Below are 23,219 nucleotides of genomic sequence, written 5' to 3' on the forward strand. Positions count from 1 at the left end.
CGGTTCACCAGCTGACGGGCAGCGCCTTGCCCTCCTCGTATCCCGCCGCCGACTGGATGCCGACGAGCGCGCGGTCGCGGAACTCCTCGAGCGTGCGCGCACCCGCGTACGTGAACGAGCTGCGCACCCCCGAGGTGATCATGTCGAGCAGGTCCTCGATCGAGGGGCGCAGCGGGTCGAGCGAGATGGCCGACGACGAGATGCCCTCGGCGAACAGCTCCTTACGCGCCAGCTCGTAGGGCGAGAGCCGGTCGAAGCGCTCGCGCACGGCCTTCGTCGAGGCCATGCCCCAGCTCTCCTTGTAGAGGCGACCGGATGCATCGTGCCGCAGCAGGCCCGGAGCCTCGATGGTGCCCGCGAACCAGGAGCCGATCATGACCGATGCCGCCCCGGCGGCGAGCGCGAGGGCGACGTCGCGCGGGTAGCGCACGCCGCCGTCGGCCCACACGGCCGCGCCGAGCTCCCGAGCGGCCTCGGCCGTCTCGAGCACCGCGGAGAACTGGGGGCGACCGACGGCGGTCATCATGCGGGTCGTGCACATCGCGCCCGGCCCGACCCCCACCTTCAGCACGTCGGCACCGGCCTCGACGAGGTCGGCGACCGCGTCGGCGGTCACGATGTTGCCCGCGACGATCGGGAGGTCGAGCCCGAGGTCGCGAACGATCGACACGGCGCGGAGCATGCCCTCTTGGTGCCCGTGCGCGGTGTCGATCACGAGCATGTCGACGCCCGCGACCGCGAGCGCCGTCGCCTTCGCCGCGACGTCGCCGTTGATGCCGACCGCGGCCGCCACCCTGAGCCGTCCGCCGGCGTCGACGTTCGGCTCGTAGATCGTGCCGCGCAGCGCGCTCCGGCGGCTGAGGGTGCCGACCACGCGCCCGTGCTCGAGCACCGGGGCGAACTCGAGGCCGGCTTCGACCATGAGATCGAAGGCCCTGCGGGGCGACGACACGTCGTCGGCGTCGAGGGAGGCGAGCCCGCCGTGCACGAGGTCGCCGAGGCGCGCATCGGGCAGGGCCGTCGCGAGGCGATCGGCGGGGATGCATCCGACGTACTCGCCTCGCGAGTCGTGCAGCACGATGCCGTGACCCGCGATCGGCGGCAGCACCTCGAGTGCGTCGGCGGCCGTGGCATCCGGACTGAAGTCGTGCGGAGTGTCGAAGCGCGGCGACTGCGCCTTGACCGCGCGGATCGCCGCGTCGAGGTCCTGCAGGTGCATGTCCTGCGGCAGCACGCCGAGCCCGCCGCGGCGTGCGAGCGTGGCAGCCAGTCGCGGACCGGTGATCGAGTTCATGTTCGCCGACACGAGCGGGATGGAGGCGCCCGAGCCGTCATCGGGCGCGAGCGAGACGTCGAGACGGCTCGTGACGGCGGAACGACTCGGAACGAGGAACACGTCCGAGTAGGTGAGGTCGTGGCTGGGTGTCGTCCGGTAGAACTCCATGCCGCCACGCTACCGCCGCGCCGTGCTCAGGGCTCCATCGAGGGGATTAGGCTGGGAGACGGTGATTCGTCATGCCCGCGCGTATGGCGAGACCACGGAGCAGGTAATTCCAGCATCAATGGAGAGAGTGGGCGAGAGGCTGTGTCGAGCCAATTGACCGGGTCGGGATCCGACGAGACGACGTCGGGCGAATACGGAGCCAACGAATGGCTCGTCGACGAGATGTACGAGAAGTTCCTCGTCGATCCCCAATCGGTCGACAAGACCTGGTGGCCGGTGCTCGAGCACTACCGCCAGGTGAAGACCGAGGGCGCAGACCCGACGACCGGGGCACCGGCGACGGATGCCGCGGCGGCGACGCCCGCGGCTGAGGCCGCCCCACCCGCGGCACCGGCGGGCTCCACGCCCCCGGCACCGGCGGGCTCCACGCCCCCGGCAGCGACTTCGGCCGAGCACGCCGCGCCGTCCACGGCACCCGTGCCCGTCATCGGTCAGACCCCGGCGGCGCGCACGACGTCGGTCGCCCCGCGCACGCAGCCCGTGCCGGCCGATGTGCCCGTCACGAGCCCGCAGCCCGTCGTCGCCGACGCCCCGAAGGAAGACGAGGTCGTCACCCTCAAGGGCATGCCGAAGGCGCTCGCGGCCAACATGGACGCCTCGCTCACCGTGCCGACCGCCACGAGCGTCCGCACGATCCCGGCGAAGCTCATGATCGACAACCGCATCGTGATCAACAATCACCTGCGGCGTTCGCGCGGCGGCAAGATCTCCTTCACCCACCTCATCGGTTGGGCGCTCATCCAGGCGCTCAAGGAGTTCCCGAGCCAGAACGTCTACTACGCCGAGCCCGACGGCAAGCCGAGCCTCGTCAAGCCCGCGCACATCGGCCTCGGCATCGCGATCGACATTCCGAAGCCCGACGGCACCCGTGCCCTGCTCGTGCCCGCGATCAAGCGCGCCGAGACGATGACGTTCAACGAGTACCTCGCCGCGTACGAAGACCTCGTCCAGCGCGCCCGCCAGAACAAGCTGAAGGCCGATGACTTCGCCGGCGCCACGGTCTCGCTGACCAACCCCGGCGGAATCGGCACCGTGCACTCGGTGCCCCGGCTCATGCGGGGCCAGGGCTGCATCATCGGCGCCGGCGCCCTCGAGTACCCCGCCGAGTTCCAGGGCGCCTCAGAGAAGACCCTCGCGCACCTCGCGATCGGCAAGACGATCACGCTGACCTCGACCTACGACCACCGCGTCATCCAGGGCGCCGGCTCGGGCGAGTTCCTGAAGAAGGTGCACGAGCTGCTCCTCGGCCAGCGCGGCTTCTACGAGAACCTCTTCGCCGCGCTCCGGCTCCCCTACGAGCCGATCCGCTGGGCGCCCGACATCTCGGTCGACATCGCGAGCGCGATCGACAAGACCGCTCGCGTGCAGGAGCTCATCAACGCCTTCCGCGTGCGCGGCCACCTCATGGCCGACATCGACCCGCTCGAGTACGTGCAGCGCTCCCACCCCGACCTCGACATCGCGAGCCACGGCCTGACCTTCTGGGACCTCGACCGGGAGTTCGTCACCGGCGGCTTCGGCGACACGCGCACCGCACAGCTCCGCGACATCCTCGGCGTGCTCCGCGACTCGTACTGCCGCACGATCGGCATCGAGTACATGCACATCCAGGACCCCGTGCAGCGCAAGTGGATCCAGAACGAGGTCGAGCGCAGCTATGAGAAGCCGACGCACGACGAGCAGATGCGCATCCTCGGCAAGCTCAACGAGGCCGAGGCGTTCGAGACCTTCCTGCAGACGAAGTACGTCGGCCAGAAGCGCTTCAGCCTCGAGGGCGGCGAGTCCGTCATCCCGATGCTCGACGAGATCCTGCAGGGCGCCGCGAAGGAGGGCCTCGACGAGGTCGCCATCGGCATGGCGCACCGCGGCCGCCTGAACGTGCTCACGAACATCGCCGGCAAGACCTACGGCCAGGTGTTCCGCGAGTTCGAGGGCACCCAGCAGTCGAAGGGCTTCTCGGGCTCGGGTGACGTCAAGTACCACCTCGGCACCCAGGGCACCTTCACCGCCGACGACGGGCACCAGATTCCGGTCTCGCTCGCCGCGAACCCCTCGCACCTCGAAGCCGTCGACGGCGTGCTCGAGGGCATCGTGCGCGCCAAGCAGGACCGGAAGCCGATCGGCACGTTCTCGACGCTGCCGATCCTCGTGCACGGCGACGCCGCGATGGCCGGTCAGGGCGTCGTGCTCGAGACCATGCAGATGTCGCAGCTCCGCGGCTACCGCACGGGCGGCACGATCCACATCGTCGTCAACAACCAGGTCGGTTTCACGACGGTGCCGGGCGACGCCCGCTCGTCGATCTACTCGACGGATGTCGCGAAGACGATCCAGGCCCCGATCTTCCACGTGAACGGCGACGACCCCGAGGCCGTCGTCCGCGTGGCCGAGCTCGCGTTCCGCTACCGCCAGGAGTTCAAGCGCGACGTCGTCATCGACCTCGTCTGCTTCCGCCGTCGCGGCCACAACGAGGGCGACGACCCCTCGATGACGCAGCCGCTCATGTACAACCTAATCGAGGCGAAGCGCTCCGTGCGCAAGCTCTACACCGAGGCGCTCGTCGGCCGCGGCGACATCACCGAGCTCGAGTACGAAGAGGCGCACCGCGACTTCCAGGACCGGCTCGAGCGCGCCTTCGCCGAGACGCACGCCGCGCAGACCGGCGCCATCCCGATCATCGGGGCGACCGATTCCGCCAAGCCCGAAGAGCCCGTCGCCGGCGAGCTCGAGACCACCGGCGTCTCGACCGAGGTCGTGCACGCCATCGGCGACGCGTTCAACAACAAGCCCTCGGGCTTCACGGTGCACCCGAAGATCCAGCAGCTCCTGACGAAGCGCCTCGACATGAGCCGCAACGGCAAGGTCGACTGGGGCTTCGGCGAGCTGCTCGCGCTCGGTTCGCTCCTCCTCGAGGGCACGCCGGTGCGCTTCGCCGGGCAAGACGCGCGTCGCGGCACGTTCGTGCAGCGCCACGCCGTGCTGCACGACCGGGTGAACGGCCAGGAGTGGCTGCCGCTCCAGAACCTCTCCGAGAACCAGGCGCGCTTCTGGATCTACGACTCCCTGCTCTCCGAATACGCGGCGATGGGCTTCGAGTACGGCTACTCCGTCGAGCGCGCCGACGCACTCGTGATGTGGGAGGCGCAGTTCGGCGACTTCGCCAACGGCGCGCAGACCATCATCGACGAGTTCATCTCGTCGGCCGAGCAGAAGTGGGGCCAGCGCTCGAGCGTCGTGCTCCTGCTGCCGCACGGCTACGAGGGTCAGGGTCCCGACCACTCGAGCGCCCGCATCGAGCGGTACCTCCAGCTCTGCGCCGAGAACAACATGACGGTGGCACGCCCGTCGACGCCCGCGTCGTACTTCCACCTGCTGCGCCGCCAGGCCTACGCCCGCCCGCGCCGCCCGCTGATCGTCTTCACGCCGAAGGCGATGCTCCGCCTCCGCGGCGCGACGAGCGAGGTCGACGACTTCACGAGCGGCCGCTTCGAACCCGTCATCGACGACGCCCGCATCACCGACAGGGCCGCCGTCAAGCGCGTCGTGTTCGTCTCGGGCAAGATCTACTACGACCTCATCACCGAGCTCGAGAAGCAGCAGAACACCGAGGTCGCCGTCGTCCGTCTCGAGCAGCTGTACCCGCTGCCCGCCGGTCAGCTGAAGGACGTCGCGGACTCGTACCCGAACGCCGAGCTGATGTGGGCGCAGGACGAGCCCGAGAACCAGGGCGCGTGGCCGTACTTCATCATCGAGACGAACAAGCTCGGCGACCGCCCAGTGCGGGTCGTCGCGCGAACGGCTGCGGCGTCGCCCGCCACCGGTTCCGCGAAGCGGCACGCCGCTGAGCAGGCGGAGCTCGTGCGCACCGCGACGACGCTGTAGCGACCCGAACAGCAACGAACGAAGCGAGCGGATGCCCCGGGGCATCCGCTCGCTTCGTCGTTCCGCCTGCTCAGGCCTTGCCGCGCGACAGCTTGCTCGGCCACCAGATGGCTCGCCCGATGTCGTACGCGAGCGCGGGCACCAGGAGCGTGCGAACGAGGAACGTGTCGAGCAGCACGCCGAAGGCGACGATGAACGAGATCTGCGCGAGGAACAGGATCGGCAGCACTCCGAGCGCCGCGAACGTCGCTGCGAGCACGAGCCCGGCCGAGGTGATGACGCCGCCCGTGAGCCGCACCCCCCGGATGATGCCGGACCGCGTGCCGAACCGCAGGGACTCCTCGCGCACCCGCGTCATCAGGAAGATGTTGTAGTCGACGCCGAGCGCGACGAGGAACACGAATCCGAAGAGCGGCACCGACGGGTCGGCCCCGGGGAAGTGGAACACGTGCTCGAACACCAGGGCCGAGACGCCGAGTGCGGCAGCGAACGAGAGCACGACGCTGCCGATCAGGATGAGCGGCGCCACGATGGATCGCAGCAGGAGCATCAGGATCACGAGGATCGCGGCGAGCACGAGCGGGATCACGAGCGTGCGGTCGGCGATCGCCGCGGCGTTGGTGTCGAGCGCGACCGCGGTCTGGCCGCCGACGAGCACGTCGGTGCCGACCTCGTCGAGGTTCGAGCGGAGCTCGCCGACCGTCGCCTCGGCCTCGAGGGAGTCCGACGGGTCGGTGAGCGTGACCTGCAGCTGCACCTCGCCGTCCACGACGGTCGGGGCAGGTGCCGGCGTGCCGGGCGGACCGAAGGCCTCGACGCCGTCGCTCGTGACCGGCGCGGTGCCGGCCGGCGAGTCGGCACTCACGACGGCGACGGAGTCCACGCCGGTCGTGTCGAGCGCGACATCGGCCATCTGCTGCAGCTCGTCCTCGGGGCCGATGACGATCGCCGGGGTGCCCGACCCGGCTGGGAAGTGCTCGCCGAGCATCGCCTGGCCGTCGCGCGCCTGCGACTCGCCCAGCACGAACTCGCTCGACGCGACGCCGTCGGCGTCGAGCTGTGCGAGGCCGAGGGACATGGCGCCGAGTGCGAGCACCGAGACGATCCAGACGGTGCGCGGTCGCTTCGAGACGAGTCGGCCGACACCCGCCCAGATGCCCCGATCGGGCAGGTCGGACTCGTCGGGCGCCGAGGCGTCGACGACGCCGGCCGCGTGACGGGCGTGCACCTCGGCGCGGTCGCCGACGTGGGCGACCTTCCTCGGCCAGAAGGCGGCGCGCCCAGCCCAGAGGAGCAGCGCGGGCAGGAGCGTCAGCGCGGCGAGCACGGCGAACACGATGCCGATCGCTGCGACCGGACCGAGCACCTTGTTCGACGTCAGCTCGCTCACGAGCAGGATGAGGAGGCCGACGATGACGGTGCCGCCCGAGGCCACGATCGGCTCCCACGAGCCCTTCAGCGCCGCCCACGTGGCGTCCCACTTGCGTTCGTGGTGCGCGAGGGTCTCGCGGTAGCGCGAGATGTAGAGCAGCGCGTAGTCGGTGGCCGCGCCGATCACGAGGATGAACAGGATGCCCTGCGTCTGCCCCGAGAGCAGCAGGATGTCTGCGCGAGCGAGCGCCACGACCGTGAAGACCGAGGCGCAGAGCGCCGTGAGGCTCGTGAAGAGCACGATGAACGGCAGCAGCGGCGAGCGGTAGACGACGATGAGGATGAGGAACACCGCGGCGAGCGCGACGGCGAGCAGCAGTCCGTCGATGCCGCTGAACGCCGCCGAGAGGTCGGCGGTGAAGCCGGCGGGGCCGGTCACGGCGGCCGTGGTCCCGTCGATCGGGTGCTCGTCCAGCACCGATCGGACCTCGGCGACGATCTCGGCCGGCTTCTCCCCGCCCTCGACCTTCTCGATCGGCAGGATCATCTGGACCGCGGCGCCGTCGTCGGACGCGAGCACGGGCGACGCGCCGTCGGCGTTCACGCCGTCGACCGCGAGCAGGTCGTCCCTGAGGTCGTCGATCTCGGCGAGCTGGTCGTCGTCGAGCGCCTCGTCGCCGGCGATCACGACGATCGCCGGGATGTCATTGGAGTCGCGGAAGCCCTCCTGCAGCTCGGTCACCTCGGTCGCCTCGGCCGATGCGGGGAGGAACTGCGCCTGGTCGTTCGTCGAGACGTCGCTCAGCGAGCCGAACGCCGCGCCGCCGGCGCCGAAGAGCGCGAACCAGATGAGGATGAGGGCAGCGGGAATGGCGACGCGCAGCCACGTGGGCACGCGGCGCTTGGCCGTTCGGTCGGAGTCGTCGATCACATCACCGACGCTACGGTGCGGCGGTCATCGCCCGCATCGAACGAACGATTGAGACCGGCACGCCGCTCGGAACCGTCAGGCGACGGTGTGCGTCGACTGGTACAGCCGGATCTGCGACAGCACCTGCACCCGCAGCTGCTCGGGCGCGCTCTCGCGGCACGCGCGCTGCACGACCTCGGTGATCGCCACGCCGACGCGCAGCTCCGCCTGGCAGTCGGCGCAGTTCGCGACGTGCTCGCGGATGTCGGATGCATCCGCCGCCCGAAGCTCGTTGTGCAGGTACTCCTCGAGTTCGGCCCTCGCCTTGTCGCAGCCGCAGTCGGTCATTTCGTGCTCCTGGTGGGTTTGGCTGACTTCTCTCCCGCGGCGAATCCCTGTTCGCGGGCGTAGTCGGCGAGGGATTCGCGGAGCAGGCGCCTGCCACGGTGCAGGCGGCTCATCACGGTCCCGATGGGGGTGTTCATCATGTCGGCGATCTCCTGGTAGGAGAAGCCCTCGACGTCGGCGAAGTACACCGCGAGACGGAAGTCTTCAGGCAGGGCCTGCAGTGCGTCCTTCACGGCGCTGTCGGGCAGGTGGTCGATCGCCTCGGCCTCGGCCGAGCGGCTCGCCCGCGCGGTGGTCGACTCGGCGCCGCCGAGCTGCCAGTCCTCGAGGTCGTCGATCGTGCCCTGGTACGGCTCGCGCTGCTTCTTGCGGTAGCTGTTGATGAAGGTGTTCGTGAGGATGCGGTACAGCCACGCCTTCAGGTTGGTGCCCTGGGTGAACTGCCCGAATGCCCCGAACGCCTTGACGAACGTCTCCTGCACGAGGTCCTGCGCGTCGGCCGGGTTCTTCGTCATGCGCAGCGCGGCGGCGTAGAGCTGGTCGATGAACGGCAGCGCCTGTTCTTCGAAGAGCTCGCTGAGCGGCCGCGCGGCCGCTTCGCTGTCAGAAGCCCCGGGGTCGGAGGTCTCGGCAGCCTCGGGGTCGGTCGGCGTCGCATCGATCTGGTCGGCAGTCATCACCGGCCATCCTAGATCGTCGACCCCTGTGACCGCGGGGCGTTCGAGTACTCCGATCGACATGCGCAACACCGACTCCTTCCGCGTTTCCGGACGCTACTGTTGATAACCGATGCAGATTTCGAAGTATTCCGCACCCGAATTCGATCCGTACGGCGATGCACGGCAGACCGAGACGGATGACGGGTGGCGCGCGCCGGTCGCCGCGGCCCCGCTCTCCGCGGTGCTGGGCCTGCCCGGCTCGAAATCGCTCACCAATCGCGAGCTCGTGCTGGCCGCCCTCGCCGACGGGCCGTCGACGCTGCGCGCGCCGCTCTGGTCGCGCGACAGCGAGCTCATGGTCGAGGGCCTGCGCGCCCTCGGCACCCGGTTCGAGCGGGTGCCCGGCCACGGCGGATTCGGCGACGACCTCCGGGTGACGCCCGCCGAGGAGCTGCTCGGCTCGACCACCATCGACTGCGGGCTCGCCGGCACCGTCATGCGGTTCCTGCCGCCGGTCGCCGCGCTCGCACTCGGCCCCACGATGTTCGACGGCGACGAGCATGCGCGCCGCCGCCCCATGGCCGGGGTGATCGACGGCTTGCACGCCCTCGGCGTCGACCTCGACGACGACCGGCGCGGCACCCTCCCGTTCACCGTGCACGGCACCGGCTCGGTCGGCGGCGGGCCGCTCGAGATCGACGCCTCGGCGTCGAGCCAGTTCGTCTCCGCACTGCTGCTGTCGGCCCCGCGGTTCGAGCACGGCCTCGACCTGACCCACTCCGGCGAGCGGCTGCCGAGCATGCCGCACATCGAGATGACGATCGAGACCCTCCGTGCGCGCGGCGTCGAGGTGACGAGCCCGGAGCCCGGTCGGTGGACGGTCGCACCCGGACCGATCCGCGCGATCGACGTCGACATCGAGCCCGACCTGTCGAACGCCGCGCCGTTCCTCGTCGCGGCGCTCGTCGCCGGCGGTTCCGTCACGATCACGGGCTGGCCCGCCGCGACCACGCAGGTCGGCGCGCAGCTCGCGCAGATCCTGCCGCTGTTCGGCGCTCGAGTCGAGGTCGAGGGCGACCGGCTCACCGTGCACGCGCCCGAACGGAGCGACGGCGGCCGCGGCATCCGCGGCGTCGACCTCGACCTCTCGGAGGCCGGTGAGCTCGCGCCGAACCTCGTGGCGCTCGCGGCCCTCGCCGACGGACCCTCGACGATCACCGGCATCGGTCACATCCGTCATCACGAGACCGACCGCCTCGCCGCCCTCACCGCAGAGATCAACGGGCTCGGGGGCGACGTCACCGAACTCGACGACGGCCTGCGCATCGTGCCGGCGCCCCTCCACGGCGGGCCGTGGCGGGCGTACGCCGATCACCGCATGGCCACGAGCGGCGCGATCATCGGCCTCGCGGTGCCCGGCGTCATCGTCGACGACATCGCGTCGACGGGCAAGACCCTCCCCCAGTTCACCGCGCTCTGGGAGCAGATGCTGGCATGACCTGGTGGAGCACCGACGACGACGAGGACGACGAGCCCGAGTTCGACGAGTCCGACGTGCGGGTGCGGCCGAGCCGCCGTGGCAGCAGGCCGCGCACGAAGCAGCGACCCGAGCACGCCGATGCCGTCGCCGGCATGGTGATCGGCGTCGACCGCGGGCGCTACAGCGTGCTGATCGACGAGAACGGCCCCGACGAACGCGTGATCACTGCGGCGCGTGCCAGCGAACTGCGCCGCAAGTCGGTCGTCACGGGCGATCACGTCGACCTCGTCGGCGACACGTCCGGCGAACCGGGCACCCTCTCGCGCATCGTGCGGGTCGGCGAGCGCACGACCCTCCTGCGACGCAGCGCCGACGACACCGACGAGGTCGAGCGCGTCATCGTCGCCAACGCCGACCAGATGCTCATCGTCGTGGCCGCAGCGAACCCCGAACCGCGCATCCGACTGCTCGACCGCTACCTCGTCGCGGCGTTCGACGCGGGCATCCGCCCGCTCCTCGTCATCACCAAGACCGACCTCGCCGACCCGGCCGAGTTCCTCCGCAACTTCGCCGGCCTCGACCTGACCGTCTTCCTCAGCGGTGAGGATTCCATGCCGCTCGACGAGATCGCACGCGTGCTCGTCGGCCACCGCACGGTGTTCGTCGGCCACTCGGGCGTCGGCAAGTCCACGCTCGTGAATGCCCTCGTGCCGAGCGCCAAGCGCGCCACCGGCCACGTGAACGTCGTCACGGGCCGCGGTCGCCACACGTCCTCGTCGACGGTGTGGCTGCGCTTCGACGCCGCCGACCTCCCCGACGCCGACGCACCCGGCGCACGGCCCTCCGGCGCAGAGCCGGGAACCGGCTGGGTCATCGACACCCCCGGTGTGCGCTCGTTCGGCCTCGGACACGTCGATCGGGCGAACATCCTGCGCGCCTTCACCGACCTCGACCGACTGGCCGAGCGCTGCCCGCGCGGGTGCACGCACCTGCCCGATGCCCCCGACTGCGCCATGGCCGAGGCGGTCGCCGCCGGAGAGCTCGGCGAGACCGGCCCGGCCCGCCTGGAGTCCCTGCAGCGCCTGCTCACGACCTTCGCGGGCGGCACCGCAGTCTGACGAGGCAACGCCGGCGTGCGGGCTCCAGCGGCGCCGAGGCATCCGTCGACGTGCCTACCATGGAGGTATGACCGATGCACGACTCGCCCCCGGCGACCTCGCTCCCGACTTCACCCTGCTCGACCAGAACGGCGACGCGGTCACCCTCTCGGAGCTCCGCGGCTCCAAGGTGGTGCTCTACTTCTACCCCGAGGCGATGACCCCGGGCTGCACGACCGAGGCCTGCGACTTCCGCGACAACCTGAACTCGTTCGCGAGCGCCGGCATCCGAGTGCTCGGCGTCTCGAAGGACGACGTCGCGAAGCTCGCCGCGTTCGCCGCCCGTGACCGGCTGACCTACACGCTGCTCTCCGACACCGACCTCGCGGTGCAGCAGACGTACGGCGTCTGGGGAGAGAAGTCGCTTTACGGCAAGATCGTCGTCGGATCCATCCGCTCGACATTCGTGGTCGGCGAAGACGGCCGCATCGAGCGCGCGTTCTACAACGTCAAGGCGACCGGGCACGTGGCGCGACTGCGCCGCGACCTCGGCCTCGACGGCTAGAGCTCGGCCGCGTCGTCCTCGGGGCGCGTGTAGGCGAGGCGCACCGGGGCCCACAGCAGGAGCCCGACGACGGTGATCGCGGGCACCAGCAGCGCCCATCCCACGTCGGGGCGCGCGAACAGGCCCTGGAAGGCGCCGACGGCGATCGAGACCTGCAGGATCTGCCAGACGATCGCCGCCGCCCGCGACCACGGCGCCTGCCGGAGCGACCCGAGCGCCACGGTCACCACCCAGATGGCGCCGATCGCGACGAGCACGAGCAGTGCGATCGCCGTGGCGTACGACGACGGCTCGAGCGAGAACAGGTCGATCACGAGCCAGATCACGAGGGCGACCATCGCTGCGGCTTCGAGGAGCAGCAGCACGCTCACCACGACGAGTGCGGTGCGCACACCGGTATCGGGGGTTGCAACGCGGTCGGATGAGTCGTCGTGCGCCTCGAGGGGGGCATCCTCGCGCGGATTCACAGGGTTATCCCATACACAGCTATTGATTCGATCTCTCCGCTATGCGACCATTTATGAGGCCGAATTGATGCTCACAGGGACGTGAGCCGATCAGTCTCTGATCCTACTTCCCGAGATTCGGCTTTCCCCCTGCAGCAGCCGGTTTCGGCAAGCGCAATCGTGCGCGTCTGCAATCGAAGTACACCCCGCAAGGAGCATCCCCATATGGATTGGCGCGACAAGGCCGCCTGCCTCACCGCAGACCCGGAACTCTTCTTCCCGGTCGGCAACACCGGCCCCGCCGTCGACCAGATCGAGAAGGCGAAGACCGTGTGCGGTCGCTGCACCGTCACCGAGATCTGCCTGCAGTACGCCCTCGAGACCGGTCAGGACTCGGGCGTGTGGGGTGGCCTCAGCGAAGACGAGCGCCGCGCCCTCAAGCGCCGCGCCGCTCGCGCCCGCCGCGCGTCCTAGCGAGTCGGCGGCCGGTCGACCCGGCCGCCGTTCCGCTCATCGAGCTGCGATGATCCGCTCGAGCTCGGGAATGAGTGCCGAGAACGCCCTGGCCCGATGACTGTGCGAGTTCTTCACCTCGGGCGCGAGCTCGGCTGCGGAGACCTCGAAGCCCTCCGGCATGAAGATCGGGTCGTACCCGAATCCGTGCGCCCCGGACTCCTCGAGCGCGATGCGCCCCGGCCACAGGCCGACGGCGGCGTACTCGTGCGGGCCGCCGGCCGCCTCGGGCACCACGAGCGCGATCGTGCAGTGGAAGTGCCCGGTGCGATGCGGGTCGCGGATGTCGCCGAGCTGCGCGAGCAGCAGGTCGAGGTTCGCCTGCGCACCCCGACCGGGCCCCGCCCATCGGGCGGAGAAGATGCCCGGCGACCCGCCCATGACGTCCACTGCGATGCCCGAGTCGTCGGCGAGGGCGATGCGGCCGGTGTGCGCGGCAGCTGCTCTCGCCTTGATGAACGCGTTCTCCTCGAATGAGGTGCCGTCCTCGACGGGTTCGGGCCCGTCGTAGGCGAGTACCGTGAGCCCCGGCATCCGCTCGCCCAGGATCTTCTGGAACTCGTCGACCTTGTGCTGGTTGTGGGTGGCGAGCACGATCTCGAGGCCCATCGGCGTCACTCCCCCGCTGCCGCGACGGCCTCGGCGAGCACGCGCTGCTGGATGCGGGTGAGCTCGGCGGTGCCCGCGAGGGCGAGGTCGAGCAGCGAGTCGAGCTCGCGGCGGTCGAACGGCGCGCCCTCGGCCGTGCCCTGCACCTCGACGAAGAGGCCGCGGCCCGTCGCGACGACGTTCATGTCGGTCTCGGCGCGCACGTCCTCGACGTAGGCGAGGTCGAGCATCGGCGTGCCGTCGATGATGCCGACCGACACCGCTGAGACCGTGTCGATGAGCGGCTGGGCGCGCTGGCCCACGAACTTCTTGGCCCGAGCCCACTCGATCGCGTCCGCGAGTGCGACGTAGGCGCCCGTGATCGCGGCGGTGCGGGTGCCGCCGTCGGCCTGCAGCACGTCGCAGTCGATCTGGATGGTGTTCTCGCCGAGCCCCTTGGTGTCGACCACGGCGCGGAGGCTGCGACCGATCAGGCGGCTGATCTCGTGCGTGCGCCCGCCGATGCGGCCCTTGACGGCCTCGCGGTCGTTGCGCGTGTTGGTGGCGCGCGGCAGCATCGAGTACTCGGCGGTGACCCAGCCCTTGCCCTTGCCGTTCATCCAGCGGGGCACGCCGTTCGTGAACGAAGCTGTGCAGAGCACCTTGGTCTTGCCGAACGAGATGAGGGCGCTGCCCTCGGCGTGCTCGCTCCAGCCGCGCTCGATGGTCACCGCCCGCAGCTGATCGGCGGTGCGCCCGTCGGCGCGGATGAGGGTGGTGGGCTCGGATGCCTCGGTCATGCGTTCTCCTGTCGAAGCCGTACGTGGTCTGGAATCGTGACGGCACCCGTCTCCACGAGCTCGACGCTCGGGATCTCGGGGCCGATGAGGCGATGGGCGAGGTCGAGGAACGCGCTCGTCGAGCGGCCCGTCGCCTCGTAGCGGTAGCTCGGCGGAGTCGCGGCTCGGCGTTCGGTGCCGGTGCCGACGAGCACCCGGTAGACGTCGTTCGCCGTCTCGACATCGCTCGAGACGAGCGAGACCTCCTCGCCCATGACGTAGGAGATCGCGCCCTTCAGGAACGGGTAGTGCGTGCAGCCCAGCACGAGGGTGTCGATGCGCGCCCGCTTGAGGGGCGCGAGGTACTCCTCGGTGACGGCGAGCAGCTCGTCGCCGGTGGTGACGCCGGCTTCGACGAACTCCACGAACCTCGGGCAGGCCCGCGAGAACAGCTCGAGATGCGGGGCCGCGGCGAACGCGTCGTCGTACGCGCGTGAGCTGATGGTGCCTGCGGTGCCGATGACGCCGACCCTGCCGGTCTTCGTCGTCGCGACGGCACGACGCACGGCGGGCTGGATCACCTCGACGACGGGCACGTCGTAGCGTTCGCGAGCATCGCGGAGCATCGCGGCCGAAGCCGTGTTGCAGGCGATCACGAGCATCTTCACGCCCTGCGCGACGAGGTCGTCGAGCACCGCGAGCGCGTAGCCGCGCACGTCGGCGATCTTCTTCGGCCCATAAGGCGAGTGCTCGAGGTCGCCGATGTAGAGGATCGACTCGTTGGGCAACTGATCTTTCACGGCCCGGGCGACGGTGAGCCCGCCGACCCCGGAGTCGAAGATCCCGATCGGTGCATCCGTCACGACATGCAAGCGTAGCGGTCCTCGCTGAGCGCACCCTCCTCGATAGGCTGGGCGGGTGACCGGCTCAGCAGCGCTCTTCACCGACCGATACGAACTGACGATGGTCGATGCCGCGTTGCTCGACGGCACCGCCCATCGCGAGAGCCTGTTCGAGGCCTTCGCGCGACGCCTGCCCGACGGGCGGCGCTACGGCGTCGTCGCGGGCACCGGGCGCCTGCTCGAGCTGATCCAGCGGTTCCGCTTCGAGGAGGCCGAGCTCGAGTGGCTCCGCGCGCACGAGGTGGTGCGGCCGGCGACCCTCGACTGGCTCGCCGACTACCGGTTCACGGGCGACATCTGGGGCTACCGCGAGGGCGAGGCCTACTTCCCCGGCTCGCCGCTGCTCACGATCCAGGCGACGTTCGCCGAAGCGGTCATGCTCGAGACCGTCGTGCTCTCGACCCTCAACTACGACTCGTCGGTCGCGAGCGCCGCCGCGCGCATGGTCTCCGTCGCCCTCGGCCGGCCGATCGCCGAGATGGGCTCCCGCCGCACGAGCGAGGGCTCGGCGATCGCCGCTGCGCGAGCCGCCTACATCGCGGGATTCGACGCCACCTCGAACCTCGAGGCGGGGCGCACCTGGGGCATCCCGACGATGGGCACCGCCGCGCACGCGTTCACGCTGCTGCACGACACCGAAGAGAGTGCGTTCCGGGCCCAGGTCGAGGCCTTCGGGCCGAAGACGACCCTGCTCGTCGACACCTACGACATCACGAAGGGCGTCGAGCTCGCCGTGAAGGTCGCCGGACCCGAGCTCGGCGCCGTGCGCATCGACTCGGGCGACCTGCCGACCGTCGTCGCCGCGGTGCGCGAGCAGCTCGACACGCTCGGCGCCGTCGACACGCGCATCACCGTCACGAGCGATCTGGACGAGTTCACGATCGCCGGGCTCTCGGGTGCCCCGGTCGACGCCTACGGCGTCGGCACGGCGGTCGTCACCGGCTCTGGGTTCCCGGCAGCGGGCATGGTGTTCAAGCTCGTCGCACGTCGCGACGACGCCGGCGAGTGGGTCTCCGTCGCGAAGGCGTCGACGCAGAAGGCGAGCGTCGGCGGCCGCAAGAACGCCGCGCGCCGCCTCGACTCGACCCTCACCGCTCGCGAGGAACTCGTCTTCGTGGGCGACGGCCCCGACGGCGAGGCGGAATTCGAGGCGGGCACCGAGTTGCGCCCGCTCATGGTGCAGCTCATGGCCGGCGGCGAACCCGACCCCGCGTTCCTCGGAGAGGCGGGCACCGAGGCTGCGCGCGCGCACCGCTCCACGGTCATGCAGGAGCTGCCGATCGAGGCGTTCCGGTTGGGTCGCGGCGAACCCGTGATCCCGACGTCGTACCGCTGAGCGCGGGCTACTCCGCCTTCATCTTCTCGTAGATCGCCTTGCAGGTCGGGCAGACGGGGAACTTCTCGGGGTCGCGCCCCGGGGTCCACTTCTTGCCGCACAACGCCTTCACGGGTTTGCCGGTGAGGGCCGACTGCAGGATCTTGTCCTTCTGCACGTAGTGCGAGAACCGCTCGTGGTCGCCGGGCTCGATGGCCTCTTCGTTCAGGAGCTTCTCGAGCTCGCGGTCGAGAACGTCGGTGCCGCCACCCGGCGAACCGGGGTCGGCGATGCTCACGCGCACGGAGGAGATCATGCGTTCGATTCTACGCGCGGATCGCGGCACCGACGATCTCGGGGCCGCGGCGGTCGAAGACCCGGCCGCCCGCCATCACGCCGACCACGAGCACCAGCAGGCCGAGCCCGACTCCCGAGGCGAAGGATGCCGCGTGCCATGCCGGATCGACCAGGATGCCGAGCGCGGCGAACACCACGGCGGGCAGCGCGATGAGCAGCGAGCCGATCATCGTGATGGACTGCACGAGCGCCGTGATCGTGCCGGTGGCCTGCGGCTGCTGGAACGGGCTGTCGCCGGGCTTGACCGCGGGATACGGGAACCTGGCCGACGTGATCGAGCCGACCCCGAGGCCCGCAAGCAGCAGCGCGGTGCTCACGCCGAGGAGCGACGGCAGCAGGCGCCAGTCGTTCAGCACGAAGACCGTGACGGCGCTGCCGAGGCCGATGACGAGCACTCCCGCGATCAGCACGGGCACGAGGCGGCCGATGCGGTCGGAGATCCCGCGCACGCCGGAGACGACGTGCAGCCAGACAGCCGTCGAGTCGTAGGCGGTGTCGTTGTGGAGGCTCCAGCCGAGGAACAGGCACATGAGCGGCACCGGGATGAGCCAGAGGTACTCGGTCGGCACGCCGGCGAGGCTGAGCGGCACCATCACGATGACGGGCACGATCGGCACCATGACGAGCGAGACCCAGTAGCGGGCGTCGCGGAACCAGTAGGTGAAGCTGCGTGCGGCGACGGCGCCGGCGGCGCCCTGCGGGAGCCGGTCGAACCAGCCGAGACCGCGGTAGCTCTTCGCCGAGGCCTCGCGGCCGGGGGTCACGAGCATCTTGGCGACGAGGGACTTCCAGCCGAACCAGATGACCACGAGGCTCGCCGCGGCGATCAGGAACTTGACGATCGCGGCGCCCCACTCGCCAGCGGCCGCATCGCCGGGCACCGCGAAGGCCGCGCCGAACGGGGTCCAGGAGAGCACGCCGGCGATGGATGCCATGACCTCGGCGCCCGAGCTCTCCCAGTCGACCGAGACGAGCACGACGATGATCGGCGACGCCATGACGATCAGGAGCAGGCCGAGCACGCCGCTGAGCTCGCGGGCCCGTCGGGTCGCGAGCAGCAGGGAGGCGAGGCCGGTGGCGACGCGCGCGAGCAGCAGGCAGGTGGCGAAGGCGATCGCCGCGGCGAGGATCGCGAGGAGGGTCTCGCCGAATCCGCGCGACCAGGTCACCACGGTGCCGAGCAGCACGATGGCGAGCACGAGCGCCGGGATGCCGACGACGGCCGCCACGGCGAGCCCGATCGCGAGCGAGCGGTCGGGCAGGCCGAAGAGTGCGAATCGCCGGGGGTCCATCGTGTCGTCGACCCCGAAGATCAGCGGGACGACGATGAAGCCGAGCACGGTGATCGATCCGGCCACGACGAAGGCGTCGCGGATGGTGTCGACGTCATCGACGAAGCGCAGCCCGACGAGCGACGCGAACAGCAGTGCCGCGAGACCGAGCCCGTAGATCAGCCCGATGACGATGCCGACGACTTGCCAGGTACTGCGCTGGAAGATGTTGCCGAGCAGCCTCAGTTTCAGTCGGAGAAACTGTGCAACCATTCCATGCCTTCCGCAGCCTTGCGTCCGCCGGCGAGCTCGACGAATCGGTCTTCGAGGGTCTGCCCGGCGCGGACCTCGTCGAGCGTTCCGGCCGCGAGCACGCGGCCGGCCACGATGATCGCCGCGGAGTCGCAGACGCGCTCGATGAGATCCATGCCGTGGCTCGAGAGCACGACGGTGCCGCCGCCCGCCACGTAGCGTTCGAGGATCTCGGTGAGGTTCGCCGCAGACACGGGGTCGACGGATTCGAACGGCTCGTCGAGCACGAGAAGGCGCGGCGAGTGGATCATGGCGCACGCGAGCGCGATCTTCTTGGTCATGCCCGCGGAGTAGTCGGCGACCAGGCGGTCGACGGCGTCGTCGAGGCCGAACGCCGTGATCAGGTCGGCGCTGCGCTCGCGCACAGTGCGGCTGTCGAGACCGCGCAGCACTCCCGAGTAGTAGAGGAGCTGCGCACCGGTCAGCCGGTCGAACAGCCGCAGGCGGTCGGGCAGCACGCCCGTGGCGCGCTTGGCCGCCTGGGGGTTGGCCCACGCGTCGATGTCGTGGATGCGGACGGACCCCGAGTCGGGGCGAAGGAGCCCGGTGACCATCGAGAGGGTCGTCGTCTTGCCGGCGCCGTTCGGGCCGACGATGCCGAAGAACGAGCCGGCGCGCACCTCGAGGCTGATGCCGTCGACGGCAGTGTTCTCGCCGAACTTCTTCACGAGCCCCTCGATCGCGAGCACCCTCGGCGCGGTCGCCGGAGGTGCGCTGCGAGCCGGGCGCAGCGAGCGCTTCTTGCGGGCCGCGGGCTTCTTGACGGGCTGGATCACCGCGACGGCCTGGGCCGCGCTGCCGGATGCCGCGGCGACGGCGTCGCTCGTCTCGGCTACGGGCGACGGGGCGCTGACGACCGGGGCTTCCGCGGCAGGAGCCACGACCGGGGACTCTGCTGCGGGCGCCTCAGCGACCTCGCTGCCGGCGAGTGCCGCGGCCGAGGCTGCTGCTGCGGTGCCGGTGATCGGGCGAGTCGGCGCGCGCTCCACCGTCTCCTCGTCGATCTCGGACCGCACGGCGCGACCCTCGGGCGCGACCGGGGGTTCCGACACCGTCGCCGCGGCGGTGTCGGGAGCCTTGCGGGTGGGCCGCTCGGCGGCCGTCGTCTCGGTGGTGAGCGCCGCAGCGACCTGCTGCGACTGACGGCGCGACGCTGCCGTGGCTGCGGCCTCGGTGCGGGTGGTCGCGGTGCTCTTGGCCGCGGTGGCACGCGGAGCCCTCGTGGTCTTGGCGGCCTCGCCGCGCGCAGCTGCGGCCTTCGCGGAGGCGGTGCGCGACGCGGCCGTGCGCTTGGAGGCCGGCGGGGTCTCGAGCGTCTCGCCTTCGGCGGACTCGACAGACTCGGCTGCGGCTGCAGCGGCGGCCTGCTTCTTCGCGGCAGCCGTCTTCGCGGCCGTCGTCTTCGCGGCGGCGGTCTTGGCGGCCGTCGTCTTCGCGGCTGCGGTCTTCGACCCGGTCGCGGCCGCGGACTTCTTCGCCGCCGTCGACTTCGCCGACCTCGCCGTCGTGGCGTCGGTCGTCTTCGGAGCGGACGTGCGCGCAGGGCGCTTCGCCGCCGCTGTCGAACGCGCCGGCTGGGACTGCGTCGATTCGGACGCCCCCGCGCCGGTGCCTTCGGCAGTTTCGTCGTCGTGTTCGGAGCGCGAAACGGAAGTCACCCAGACAACCTATCAATCAGTACCGCCCTTGCGAGCCTTGTCGGGAGGCGATTGCGAAGGGAGACTGGGTATCGGCTGAGTGTCGTATCACGATCGCACTACGACCTTGACCCCCACATGGTGGGCAGCGGACGGCCCCGATATCCTGAGTACCGGCATAACGGCGTGTCCATATGTGAACTTCCGGATGAAATCCGGGCCAATCCTCGGCGACGAGGAGGGGGCCCGGGGCATCCGACCCACCGAAGGAGATGCAGTGACCCAGATCGTGATTCTCGCGGCCGGCATGGGGAGCCGGCTCGGGCGATCCCTCCCCAAGCCCCTCACCGAACTCAGCGACGGCCGCACCATCATGGGCCAGCAGTTCGACAACATCGAGCACGCGTTCGGCGGCAACGCCAACGTGACGATCGTCGTCGGCTACAAGCTCGAGCACATCATCGAGGCGTTCCCGCAGGCGTCGTTCGTCTACAACGAGGAGTACGACCAGACGAACACCTCGAAGAGCCTCATGCGCGCCCTCGCGGCGTCGCAGCCCGGCGGCGTGCTGTGGATGAACGGCGACGTCGTCTTCGACCCGTCGATCCTCGACCGCGCGCTGCCCTACATCGCTCGCGACCAGTCCTTCGTCACGGTCAACACCTCGAAGGTCTCCGATGAAGAGGTGAAGTACACGACGAGCGCCGAGGGCTACATCAAGGCGCTGTCCAAGACCGTCAAGGGCGGTCTCGGCGAGGCCGTGGGCATCAACTACATCTCGAGCCGTGACAAGGCCACGTTCCTCGCGCACCTGCAGCGCGTGGGCGACCAGGACTACTTCGAGCGCGGCCTCGAGCTCGCGATCGAGCAGAACGGCCTCCTCGTCGAGCCGATGGACATCTCCGACCTCTACGCGGTCGAGATCGACTTCGCCGAAGACCTGGAGCGCGCGAACCACTTCGTGTGACCTGCAGCACAACGCAGCAGAAGAGAGCGGATGCCACGAGGCATCCGCTCTCTTCGTCTTCTGTCGTCTGCGCCGAGGGGGCTCAGCGCCCCGTCGTCAGGGTGCGCGCCACGCCCGCCCTGGCGAGCGACGCGGCGATCACCCGGCCGAGCCAGGTGAAGGCGATGGGGCTCAGCGCGAACATCGCGAGGTAGAGCGCCCAGAACCACGGCGCGTAGTGCTCGGGGCCGAGGGCGATGAAGGTGCCGGCGGCGAGGATGAGGCCGGAGGCCCCCGCGGCGACGTAGTACAGCCACGGCGACCAGTTCTTGTAGCGCGTGATGAAGAACGGCAGCTCGAGCAGTGCGCCGACGAGGAGACCCGTGCCGAGGAAGCGCAGGATCCAGTGCGGGGCGAACGCCGCACCGACGAGTCCCGCGATGAAACCGGTGAGGATGCCCACGCCCGGACGCTTGAGCAGCGCGAGCGCCACGGCACTCGGCAGGAAGTGCGAGCCGATCGTGATGCCGTAGAGCATCGGGGCGATGCCGGCGATGAGTCCGGCGGCGTAGCCCGCTCCTGCGGCGAACAGGCCGCCGCCGACGCCGATCGCGGCGCAGCTCAGGATCACGCGGGTGCTGGTGCGGTGCACGAGGCTCCTTCCGACTGGGCTCGGCACTTGCCACCCGTCTGAGACAAATCTACCCCGGTACGGCATCTACGATGAGAGCGTGATGAGCACGGTGTCGAGAGCATACGGTGATGCCCATCCGCTGCAGCGGACGCCGTGGGCCAGGTACCGCCATTCGCTGTGGTTGCTCACGACTCGCGACCTGAAGGTGCGCTACTCGACGTCCGCGCTCGGCTACGTGTGGTCGGTGCTCGACCCCCTCGTGATGGCGGGCATCTACTGGTTCGTCTTCACCCAGGTCTTCCAGCGGCCGGTGGGCACCGAGCCCTACCTCGTCTTCCTGCTGTCGGCCCTGCTGCCGTGGATGTGGTTCAACGGGTCGGTCTCCGATTCGACGCGCGCCTTCCTGAAGGACGCCAAGCTCGTCCGCTCGACCATGATCCCGAGAACGATCTGGGTCAACCGCATCGTGCTCTCGAAGGGCATCGAGTTCCTGCTCGCGCTGCCCGTGCTGGCGCTGTTCGTCGTGATCTTCCGCGACGAGATCCAGCTCCACTGGGAGCTCGCGCTGTTCCCGATCGCGATCGTGATGCAGGCCGTGCTCACCGCAGGCGTCGCGCTGGTGGTGGCACCGCTCGTGGTGTTCTTCCGCGACCTCGAGCGAGCGGTCAAGCTCGCCCTGCGCTTCCTGTTCTACGCCTCTCCCATCATCTACGGCGTCACCGACCTGCCGCCGCAGCTGCACTTCTGGGCGGCGTTCAACCCGCTCTCCGGCATCTTCGGCATCTACCGTGCCGGGTTCTACCCCGACGAACTCGACTGGTTCAACGTCGCGATCTCCGCGCTCATGTCGCTCGCGATCCTCGCGGTCGGCCTGTGGGTGTTCCGCTCCTCGGAGCGCCAAGTGCTGAAGGAGATCTGATTTGGATGCCACGACCGCTGTCTCCTCGGCACCCTTCGCCATTCGCACGACCGGGCTCGGCATCCGCTTCCGCCGCAACCGCCGTGGTCGCCGCTCGTTCAAGGACCTGCTCGCCGGCCGCCGCCGCCGCACCCGCCCCGGCGAGTTCTGGGCGCTGCGGGACGTCTCGATCGAGGTGCGCCCCGGCGAGGCCATCGGGGTGGTCGGCCGCAACGGCCAGGGCAAGTCGACGCTGCTGAAGCTCGTCGCGGGCGTGATGATCGCCGACGAGGGCACCGTCGAGATCACGGGCGGCGTCGCCCCGCTCATCGAGATCACCGGCGGGTTCGTCGACGATCTCACCGTGCGCGACAACGTCTACCTGACGGCGGGACTCCACGGCATGACGAACGCGCAGATCGACGCGAAGTTCGACGAGATCATCGAGTTCGCCGACATCGGCGATTTCCTCGACACGCCCTACAAGCACCTCTCGAGCGGCATGAAGGTGCGCATCGCCTTCGCGGTGATCTCGCAGCTCGAGGAACCGATCATGCTCGTCGACGAGGTGCTCGCGGTGGGCGACAAGGCGTTCCGCGAGAAGTGCTACCGCCGCATCGACGAACTGCTCGCCGGCGGCCGCACGCTCTTCTTCGTCTCGCACAACGAACGCGATCTCCGCCGGTTCTGCACGCGCGGCCTCTACCTCGACAAGGGCGCGCTCGTGCTCGACGGCCCGATCGACGACGTGCTCGCCCGCTACAACGCCGACCACGGCGTCGGTTAGCAGCAGTACTGCCGATGC

At 70.0% G+C, this 23,219-nt stretch carries 21 protein-coding genes; 9 read left to right on the top strand and 12 right to left on the bottom strand.

The window, feature by feature from the left end:
• Nucleotides 1–4: 4 nt before the first annotated feature.
• Nucleotides 5–1,444 carry a GuaB1 family IMP dehydrogenase-related protein gene (locus ASD23_RS17055; protein ID WP_056014231.1) on the bottom strand — a complete coding sequence of 480 codons (1,440 nt, stop codon included), beginning with the start codon at nucleotides 1,442–1,444 and terminating at the stop codon, nucleotides 5–7.
• A gap of 141 nt (nucleotides 1,445–1,585) precedes the next feature.
• Between ASD23_RS17055 and ASD23_RS17060 the strand changes: the two genes are divergently transcribed.
• On the top strand, nucleotides 1,586–5,386 hold the full coding sequence (locus tag ASD23_RS17060; RefSeq protein WP_056014234.1) for a multifunctional oxoglutarate decarboxylase/oxoglutarate dehydrogenase thiamine pyrophosphate-binding subunit/dihydrolipoyllysine-residue succinyltransferase subunit: 3,801 nt from the start codon (nucleotides 1,586–1,588) through the stop codon (nucleotides 5,384–5,386).
• A gap of 70 nt (nucleotides 5,387–5,456) precedes the next feature.
• Here the strand turns inward: ASD23_RS17060 and ASD23_RS17065 are convergent, their stop codons facing one another.
• The 3 genes from ASD23_RS17065 to ASD23_RS17075 form a co-directional block, all read right to left on the bottom strand.
• Nucleotides 5,457–7,688 carry an MMPL family transporter gene (locus ASD23_RS17065; RefSeq protein ID WP_235507798.1) on the bottom strand — a complete coding sequence of 744 codons (2,232 nt, stop codon included), beginning with the start codon at nucleotides 7,686–7,688 and terminating at the stop codon, nucleotides 5,457–5,459.
• A gap of 75 nt (nucleotides 7,689–7,763) precedes the next feature.
• Nucleotides 7,764–8,015: a zf-HC2 domain-containing protein gene (locus ASD23_RS17070; protein WP_056014237.1), complete on the bottom strand. Its 252-nt coding sequence runs from the start codon at nucleotides 8,013–8,015 to the stop codon at nucleotides 7,764–7,766.
• On the bottom strand, nucleotides 8,012–8,692 hold the full coding sequence (locus ASD23_RS17075; RefSeq protein ID WP_082571618.1) for a sigma-70 family RNA polymerase sigma factor: 681 nt from the start codon (nucleotides 8,690–8,692) through the stop codon (nucleotides 8,012–8,014). The genes ASD23_RS17070 and ASD23_RS17075 overlap by 4 nt, the downstream gene beginning before the upstream one ends.
• A 112-nt stretch (nucleotides 8,693–8,804) precedes the next feature.
• On the opposite strand from ASD23_RS17075, the gene aroA reads away from it, so the two are divergent.
• From aroA to bcp, 3 genes are all read left to right on the top strand, one after another.
• Entirely contained in the window at nucleotides 8,805–10,172 is a 1,368-nt protein-coding gene (aroA, locus tag ASD23_RS17080) for a 3-phosphoshikimate 1-carboxyvinyltransferase (RefSeq protein WP_056014240.1), read from the top strand.
• Complete coding sequence (rsgA, locus tag ASD23_RS17085; protein ID WP_056014243.1) at nucleotides 10,169–11,272, top strand: ribosome small subunit-dependent GTPase A; 1,104 nt, start codon at nucleotides 10,169–10,171, stop codon at nucleotides 11,270–11,272. The genes aroA and rsgA overlap by 4 nt, the downstream gene beginning before the upstream one ends.
• Nucleotides 11,273–11,339: 67 nt before the next feature.
• Complete coding sequence (gene bcp / locus ASD23_RS17090) at nucleotides 11,340–11,816, top strand: thioredoxin-dependent thiol peroxidase (protein WP_056014247.1); 477 nt, start codon at nucleotides 11,340–11,342, stop codon at nucleotides 11,814–11,816.
• Here the strand turns inward: bcp and ASD23_RS17095 are convergent.
• The gene (locus tag ASD23_RS17095) at nucleotides 11,813–12,283 is read right to left on the bottom strand and encodes a hypothetical protein (RefSeq protein ID WP_235507799.1); all 471 of its coding nucleotides are present in this window, start codon (nucleotides 12,281–12,283) and stop codon (nucleotides 11,813–11,815) included. The two genes, bcp and ASD23_RS17095, sit on opposite strands and share 4 nt — an antisense overlap.
• A gap of 204 nt (nucleotides 12,284–12,487) precedes the next feature.
• On the opposite strand from ASD23_RS17095, the gene ASD23_RS17100 reads away from it, so the two are divergent.
• The gene (locus ASD23_RS17100) at nucleotides 12,488–12,736 is read left to right on the top strand and encodes a WhiB family transcriptional regulator (RefSeq protein WP_022893204.1); all 249 of its coding nucleotides are present in this window, start codon (nucleotides 12,488–12,490) and stop codon (nucleotides 12,734–12,736) included.
• A 36-nt stretch (nucleotides 12,737–12,772) separates the two neighbouring features.
• Here ASD23_RS17100 and rdgB read toward each other — a convergent pair whose 3' ends face one another.
• The 3 genes from rdgB to murI are packed head-to-tail and all read right to left on the bottom strand — an operon-like array spanning nucleotide 12,773 to nucleotide 15,005.
• Nucleotides 12,773–13,384 (bottom strand): RdgB/HAM1 family non-canonical purine NTP pyrophosphatase, encoded by a 612-nt coding sequence (gene rdgB, locus ASD23_RS17105; RefSeq protein WP_056014250.1) that lies wholly within the window; start codon nucleotides 13,382–13,384, stop codon nucleotides 12,773–12,775.
• Nucleotides 13,385–13,389: 5 nt separating this feature from the next.
• Nucleotides 13,390–14,163 (bottom strand): ribonuclease PH, encoded by a 774-nt coding sequence (gene rph, locus ASD23_RS17110; RefSeq protein WP_056014254.1) that lies wholly within the window; start codon nucleotides 14,161–14,163, stop codon nucleotides 13,390–13,392.
• Nucleotides 14,160–15,005, bottom strand: a complete 846-nt coding sequence (gene murI, locus ASD23_RS17115) for a glutamate racemase (protein WP_056014975.1) — start codon at nucleotides 15,003–15,005, stop codon at nucleotides 14,160–14,162. The genes rph and murI overlap by 4 nt, the downstream gene beginning before the upstream one ends.
• A gap of 55 nt (nucleotides 15,006–15,060) precedes the next feature.
• Between murI and ASD23_RS17120 the strand changes: the two genes are divergently transcribed.
• Nucleotides 15,061–16,380: a nicotinate phosphoribosyltransferase gene (locus tag ASD23_RS17120; protein WP_082571619.1), complete on the top strand. Its 1,320-nt coding sequence runs from the start codon at nucleotides 15,061–15,063 to the stop codon at nucleotides 16,378–16,380.
• A 7-nt stretch (nucleotides 16,381–16,387) separates the two neighbouring features.
• Here ASD23_RS17120 and ASD23_RS17125 read toward each other — a convergent pair whose 3' ends face one another.
• Genes ASD23_RS17125 through ASD23_RS19460 form a run of 3 tightly spaced genes read right to left on the bottom strand, consistent with a single transcriptional unit; the run spans nucleotide 16,388 to nucleotide 19,957 of the window.
• Nucleotides 16,388–16,675 (bottom strand): DUF3039 domain-containing protein, encoded by a 288-nt coding sequence (locus ASD23_RS17125; protein WP_056014257.1) that lies wholly within the window; start codon nucleotides 16,673–16,675, stop codon nucleotides 16,388–16,390.
• Nucleotides 16,676–16,685: 10 nt separating this feature from the next.
• A complete protein-coding gene (locus tag ASD23_RS17130) occupies nucleotides 16,686–18,260 on the bottom strand; it encodes a hypothetical protein (RefSeq protein WP_056014260.1) in 1,575 nt (524 codons plus the stop codon).
• On the bottom strand, nucleotides 18,236–19,957 hold the full coding sequence (locus ASD23_RS19460) for an ATP-binding cassette domain-containing protein (RefSeq protein WP_442854328.1): 1,722 nt from the start codon (nucleotides 19,955–19,957) through the stop codon (nucleotides 18,236–18,238). Before ASD23_RS19460 ends, ASD23_RS17130 begins: the two co-directional genes overlap by 25 nt.
• 256 nt (nucleotides 19,958–20,213) lie before the next feature.
• On the opposite strand from ASD23_RS19460, the gene ASD23_RS17140 reads away from it, so the two are divergent.
• Nucleotides 20,214–20,903, top strand: a complete 690-nt coding sequence (locus ASD23_RS17140) for a phosphocholine cytidylyltransferase family protein (protein ID WP_268753237.1) — start codon at nucleotides 20,214–20,216, stop codon at nucleotides 20,901–20,903.
• Between the two features lie 82 nt (nucleotides 20,904–20,985).
• Here ASD23_RS17140 and ASD23_RS17145 read toward each other — a convergent pair whose 3' ends face one another.
• Nucleotides 20,986–21,534 (bottom strand): ECF transporter S component, encoded by a 549-nt coding sequence (locus ASD23_RS17145; RefSeq protein ID WP_056014263.1) that lies wholly within the window; start codon nucleotides 21,532–21,534, stop codon nucleotides 20,986–20,988.
• A gap of 82 nt (nucleotides 21,535–21,616) precedes the next feature.
• On the opposite strand from ASD23_RS17145, the gene ASD23_RS17150 reads away from it, so the two are divergent.
• Complete coding sequence (locus ASD23_RS17150; RefSeq protein ID WP_056014266.1) at nucleotides 21,617–22,435, top strand: ABC transporter permease; 819 nt, start codon at nucleotides 21,617–21,619, stop codon at nucleotides 22,433–22,435.
• Nucleotide 22,436: 1 nt separating this feature from the next.
• Nucleotides 22,437–23,201: an ABC transporter ATP-binding protein gene (locus tag ASD23_RS17155; RefSeq protein ID WP_200941751.1), complete on the top strand. Its 765-nt coding sequence runs from the start codon at nucleotides 22,437–22,439 to the stop codon at nucleotides 23,199–23,201.
• Nucleotides 23,202–23,219: the final 18 nt, after the last annotated feature.

Source organism: Agromyces sp. Root1464, from assembly GCF_001427265.1.
GTDB lineage: Bacteria > Actinomycetota > Actinomycetes > Actinomycetales > Microbacteriaceae > Agromyces > Agromyces fucosus.

What these genes read in the sequence shown, in the direction of transcription:
- ASD23_RS17055 (WP_056014231.1), bottom strand. Translation starts at nt 1,444, where the DNA reads ATGGAGTTCTACCGGACGACACCCAGCCACGACCTCACCTACTCGGAC.
- ASD23_RS17070 (WP_056014237.1), bottom strand. Translation starts at nt 8,015, where the DNA reads ATGACCGACTGCGGCTGCGACAAGGCGAGGGCCGAACTCGAGGAGTAC.
- ASD23_RS17075 (WP_082571618.1), bottom strand. Translation starts at nt 8,692, where the DNA reads ATGACTGCCGACCAGATCGATGCGACGCCGACCGACCCCGAGGCTGCC.
- aroA (WP_056014240.1), top strand. Translation starts at nt 8,805, where the DNA reads ATGCAGATTTCGAAGTATTCCGCACCCGAATTCGATCCGTACGGCGAT.
- rsgA (WP_056014243.1), top strand. Translation starts at nt 10,169, where the DNA reads ATGACCTGGTGGAGCACCGACGACGACGAGGACGACGAGCCCGAGTTC.
- bcp (WP_056014247.1), top strand. Translation starts at nt 11,340, where the DNA reads ATGACCGATGCACGACTCGCCCCCGGCGACCTCGCTCCCGACTTCACC.
- ASD23_RS17100 (WP_022893204.1), top strand. Translation starts at nt 12,488, where the DNA reads ATGGATTGGCGCGACAAGGCCGCCTGCCTCACCGCAGACCCGGAACTC.
- rdgB (WP_056014250.1), bottom strand. Translation starts at nt 13,384, where the DNA reads ATGGGCCTCGAGATCGTGCTCGCCACCCACAACCAGCACAAGGTCGAC.
- rph (WP_056014254.1), bottom strand. Translation starts at nt 14,163, where the DNA reads ATGACCGAGGCATCCGAGCCCACCACCCTCATCCGCGCCGACGGGCGC.
- ASD23_RS17125 (WP_056014257.1), bottom strand. Translation starts at nt 16,675, where the DNA reads ATGATCTCCTCCGTGCGCGTGAGCATCGCCGACCCCGGTTCGCCGGGT.
- ASD23_RS17130 (WP_056014260.1), bottom strand. Translation starts at nt 18,260, where the DNA reads ATGGTTGCACAGTTTCTCCGACTGAAACTGAGGCTGCTCGGCAACATC.
- ASD23_RS17150 (WP_056014266.1), top strand. Translation starts at nt 21,617, where the DNA reads ATGAGCACGGTGTCGAGAGCATACGGTGATGCCCATCCGCTGCAGCGG.